The 4,103-nt window shown below is 71.3% G+C and carries 4 protein-coding genes; 2 read left to right on the plus strand and 2 right to left on the minus strand.

Annotated elements, in window-relative coordinates; genetic code table 11:
• Positions 1-215 precede the first annotated feature (215 nt).
• Both H5J30_RS20355 and dapA read right to left on the minus strand, forming a co-directional pair.
• Positions 216-1,901: a ribonuclease J gene (locus tag H5J30_RS20355; RefSeq protein WP_181788838.1), complete on the minus strand. Its 1,686-nt coding sequence runs from the start codon at positions 1,899-1,901 to the stop codon at positions 216-218.
• Positions 1,902-2,081: 180 nt separating this feature from the next.
• A complete protein-coding gene (gene dapA / locus H5J30_RS20360) occupies positions 2,082-2,981 on the minus strand; it encodes a 4-hydroxy-tetrahydrodipicolinate synthase (RefSeq protein ID WP_181788839.1) in 900 nt (299 codons plus the stop codon).
• A 345-nt stretch (positions 2,982-3,326) separates the two neighbouring features.
• On the opposite strand from dapA, the gene H5J30_RS20365 reads away from it, so the two are divergent.
• Both H5J30_RS20365 and H5J30_RS20370 read left to right on the plus strand, forming a co-directional pair.
• A complete protein-coding gene (locus H5J30_RS20365) occupies positions 3,327-3,572 on the plus strand; it encodes a hypothetical protein (RefSeq protein ID WP_181788840.1) in 246 nt (81 codons plus the stop codon).
• A 102-nt stretch (positions 3,573-3,674) separates the two neighbouring features.
• On the plus strand, positions 3,675-4,103 hold a 429-nt coding region (locus H5J30_RS20370), incomplete at its 3' end, for an SCO5741 family PH domain-containing membrane protein (RefSeq protein WP_181788841.1).

Here is a 4,103-nt window from a genome sequence, read left to right on the forward strand (position 1 = left end):
GTTCCAACCCTAACAGCTTCTCGGGGTTGAAATGACCGCCCCTCGGGCCCAGTTGACCGGGCACGACGGCCCTCGGGCTCGTCGGGCGGTGCCGTAAACCTACTGGACGTTCGGCCCCCGTGCAAATCAGCCCCGGCCCCAACCCCCGCCTGGGGCAACGTCCGAGGCGGGGGCCGGGGCCGGGGCTGTCGGGTCGGGGCGGGACCCGGTGGCCGTCAGACCTCGACGACGACCGGGAGGATCATCGGACGGCGGCGGAAGGTGTCGGAGACCCACTTGCCCACCGTGCGCCGGACCAGCTGCTGGAGCTGGTGCGTCTCGGCGACGCCGTCCGCGGCGGACTTGGCGAGGGCTTCCTCCAGCTTCGGGATCACGTCGCGGAACGCGCCGTCCTCGATTCCCGAGCCGCGGCTCTGGACGTGCGGACCGCCGACGATCTTGCCCGTGGTGCTGTCCACCACCACGAAGACGCTGATGATGCCCTCCTCGCCGAGGATCCGGCGGTCCTTGAGCGAGGACTCCGTGACGTCGCCGACGGAGAGGCCGTCGACGTACACGTAGCCCGCCTGGACCTTGCCGGAGATCTTGGCGACGCCGTCGACCAGGTCGACGGCAACGCCGTCCTCGGCGATGACGACGCGGTCGGCGCGGACGCCCGTCGCCGCCGCGAGTTCGGCGTTCGCGCGCAGATGGCGCCATTCGCCGTGCACGGGCATGACGTTGCGGGGCTTGCAGATGTTGTAGAAGTACAGCAGTTCGCCGGCCGAGGCGTGGCCCGAGACGTGGACCTTGGCGTTGCCCTTGTGGATGACGTTGGCGCCCCAGCGGGTGAGGCCGTTGATGACCCGGTAGACGGCGTTCTCGTTCCCCGGGATCAGGGACGAGGCGAGGATGACCGTGTCGCCGGCGACGATGCGGATCTGGTGGTCGCGGTTGGCCATGCGGGACAGGGCGGCCATCGGCTCGCCCTGCGAGCCCGTGCAGACGAGGACGACCTCGTGGTCCGGCAGGTCGTCGAGGGTCTTCACGTCGACGACGAGGCCGGGGGGCACGCGCAGGTAGCCGAGGTCGCGGGCGATGCCCATGTTGCGGACCATGGAGCGGCCGACGAAGGCGACCTTCCGACCGTACGCGTGCGCCGCGTCCAGGACCTGCTGGATGCGGTGCACGTGGCTCGCAAAGCTCGCCACGATGATGCGCCGCTGCGCCGCCGCGAAGACTCCCCGCAGTACCCCGGAGATGTCCTTCTCCGGCGCCACGAACCCCGGGACCTCGGCGTTGGTGGAGTCGACGAGCAGCAGGTCGATGCCCTCCTCGCCGAGGCGCGCGAACGCGGGCAGGTCGGTGAGGCGGCCGTCGAGGGGCAGTTGGTCCATCTTGAAGTCGCCGGTGTGCACGACGACGCCCGCGGGGGTGCGGACGGCGACGGCGAGGCTGTCCGGGATGGAGTGGTTGACGGAGACGAACTCACAGTCGAAGGGCCCGATGCGCTCCCGGCCGCCCTCGGCGACCTGGAGGGTGTACGGGCGGATGCGGTGCTCCTGGAGCTTGGCCTCGATGAGGGCCAGGGTCAGCTTGGAGCCGATCAGGGGAATGTCCGCCTTCTCGCGGAGCAGGTAGGGCACGGCGCCGATGTGGTCCTCGTGCCCGTGCGTCAGGACGATGCCCTCGATGTCGTCGAGGCGGTCCCTGATGGTGGAGAAGTCGGGCAGGATCAGGTCGACCCCCGGCTGCTCCTCCTCGGGGAAGAGGACTCCGCAGTCGACGATCAGCAGGCGGCCGCCGTATTCGAAGACGGTCATGTTGCGGCCGATCTCGCCGAGCCCGCCGAGCGGCGTGACGCGCAGGGCGCCCTTCGCGAGTGCGGGGGGCGGGCCGAGTTCGGGATGGGGATGGCTCAAAGGTCTCTCCTCACCATGCGCACCGGCCGGGTCCCGGCGGCGGGCCCGGGCGGGGCGCACATGGATGCATGCGACGGCGGCTTCCCTGAAGCCGCGCCGCGGGTTTCTCGGTATGCGGTTGTGACGTCTGCGGCGGTGAGGACGGCGGGTGTGCGTGTGCGTACGGCCGGGCGCGTACGGCTACACGTGCACGCCGCCGCCCTTGAGGTCCCGCTTGAGCTGCTCGGTCTCCTCCGGCGAGAGTCCCACGAGCGGCAGCCGCAGCGGGCCGCCGGGCAGCTGCCGCAGGGCGAGCGCCGCCTTGACGGTGATGACGCCCTGGGTGCGGAACATGCCGGTGTAGACGGGGAGCAGTTGCTGGTGCAGTTCGGTGGCCTTGGTCACGTCGCCGCCGGTGTACGCCTCGACGAGGGCGACCAGCTCGGGGGTGACCAGGTGGCCGACGACGGAGACGAAGCCGACGCCGCCGACGGACAGCAGCGGCAGGTTCAGCATGTCGTCGCCGGAGTACCAGGCCAGGCCCGTCTGGGCGATGGCCCAGCTGGCGCGGCCGAGGTCGCCCTTGGCGTCCTTGTTCGCGACGATCCGGGGGTGCTCGGCCAGTCGGACCATGGTCTCGGTGTTGATCGGGACGCCGCTGCGGCCGGGGATGTCGTAGAGCATCACGGGCAGGTCGGTGGCGTCGGCGATGGCCGTGAAGTGGGCGTAGAGGCCCTGCTGCGGCGGCTTGCTGTAGTACGGCGTGACGGTGAGCAGGCCGTGGGCGCCGGCGTCCTGGGCGGCGCGGGCCAGCTCGACGCTGTGCCGGGTGTCGTTCGTCGAGGCTCCGGCGACGACGTGGGCGCGGTCGCCGACGGCGTCCACCACGGCCCGTACGAGCTGGGCTTTCTCCGCATCGCTGGTGGTGGGGGACTCACCGGTGGTGCCGTTGAGCACGAGCCCGTCGTTGCCTGCGTCGACGAGGTGGGCGGCGAGTCGCTGGGCGCCGTCGAGGTCGAGGGCGCCGTCAGAGGTGAACGGCGTGACCATGGCGGTCAGCATCCGTCCGAAGGGCGTCTGCGGGGTGGATGTCGGAGCCATGAGTGACACGCTACTCGCAAGAATGCCCGGAGTGCGCGCTTGGGTGGCGTGCGGTGCGGCAGGCGCGGGAGAACCCGGCACTGCCTGCTCGGGGGTTCAAGCAGTACCGGGTTCGTATCCTCAGCCTAGGCGAACTTCGCGATAACCACCATTCCAGACATTTCGCAGCGGCTTTCGAGCGCCCGCCGGCTTCGCCGACCCCCGGGGCGCCACCAGCGCCTTGGTACCTTTGAGGGGTATTCGGCACATGGCCCTGGATCTGGGCACTTTACGGGACGTTCCGACGTTGTCCGGATGGCAGGAGTCGAGTCGACAAACCCACGAGCCCTGAGGTGGTGCCCCGTCATGCTTCGCCGTCGGCGTGAGCCCGTTCCGTTCGCCTTCATAGCGGAGGCAGACCGCTTCCGCAGCGACGTCCCCGTGCCGCCCCCCGTGAGACGCGCCGGGATCGGGGAGCTGGCCGGGCGGGCGCTGGTGGGCGTGCTGATAGTGGCGGGGCTCGTCGGCGCGGTGGTGTTCGGCATCCCGGCGATGCAGCTCACTGACGACCCGGGATCCGCGCAGGACACGGAGACCGTGCGGACCCCCTGAGGCCGCGCGCGGCGCGCCGTCACGGCCGACGCAGCCGTCCCGGGTGCCCCGTCCGCACCCCCGGGGTGGTGGGCCCGGCCGGGCCTCGCTAGCCTCGCAGGCGTGCCACTGCCCTTTCTGACCGCCGACCGCGACTTCGGAGACGTCGCCGGCGACGCGCCCCTCCCCTTCGCCGACCGCGACCGCTGGCGCCGGCCGTACCGCCCGGGCCCCTGGCGGGTCCTCATGGCCGCCGTCGAGCTGCTGCTCGCCTCGTATCTCCTCTTCGCGACCGTCATCATGCTGCTCGCCGGCTCCGTCACGGGCGCGCTGACGTGCGCGGGCGTGGCGGTGGGTTTCATCCTGGCGGCGCTGCGGCTGCTGCGGGTCGGCGTGTGGGTGAGCGCGCACGGGCTGCGGCAGGTGCACCTGCTCCGCACCGTCACCCTGGCGTGGGACGAGATCGCCGCCGTACGGACCGTGCAGCAGCCGGTGAAGTGGCTCGGCCTGCCGCGTACGGTGCAGGGGCAGGCGCTCCTGGTGATCCCCGCG

This window comes from Streptomyces phytophilus (assembly GCF_013870535.1).
Classification (GTDB): Bacteria; Actinomycetota; Actinomycetes; order Streptomycetales; family Streptomycetaceae; genus Streptomyces; species Streptomyces phytophilus.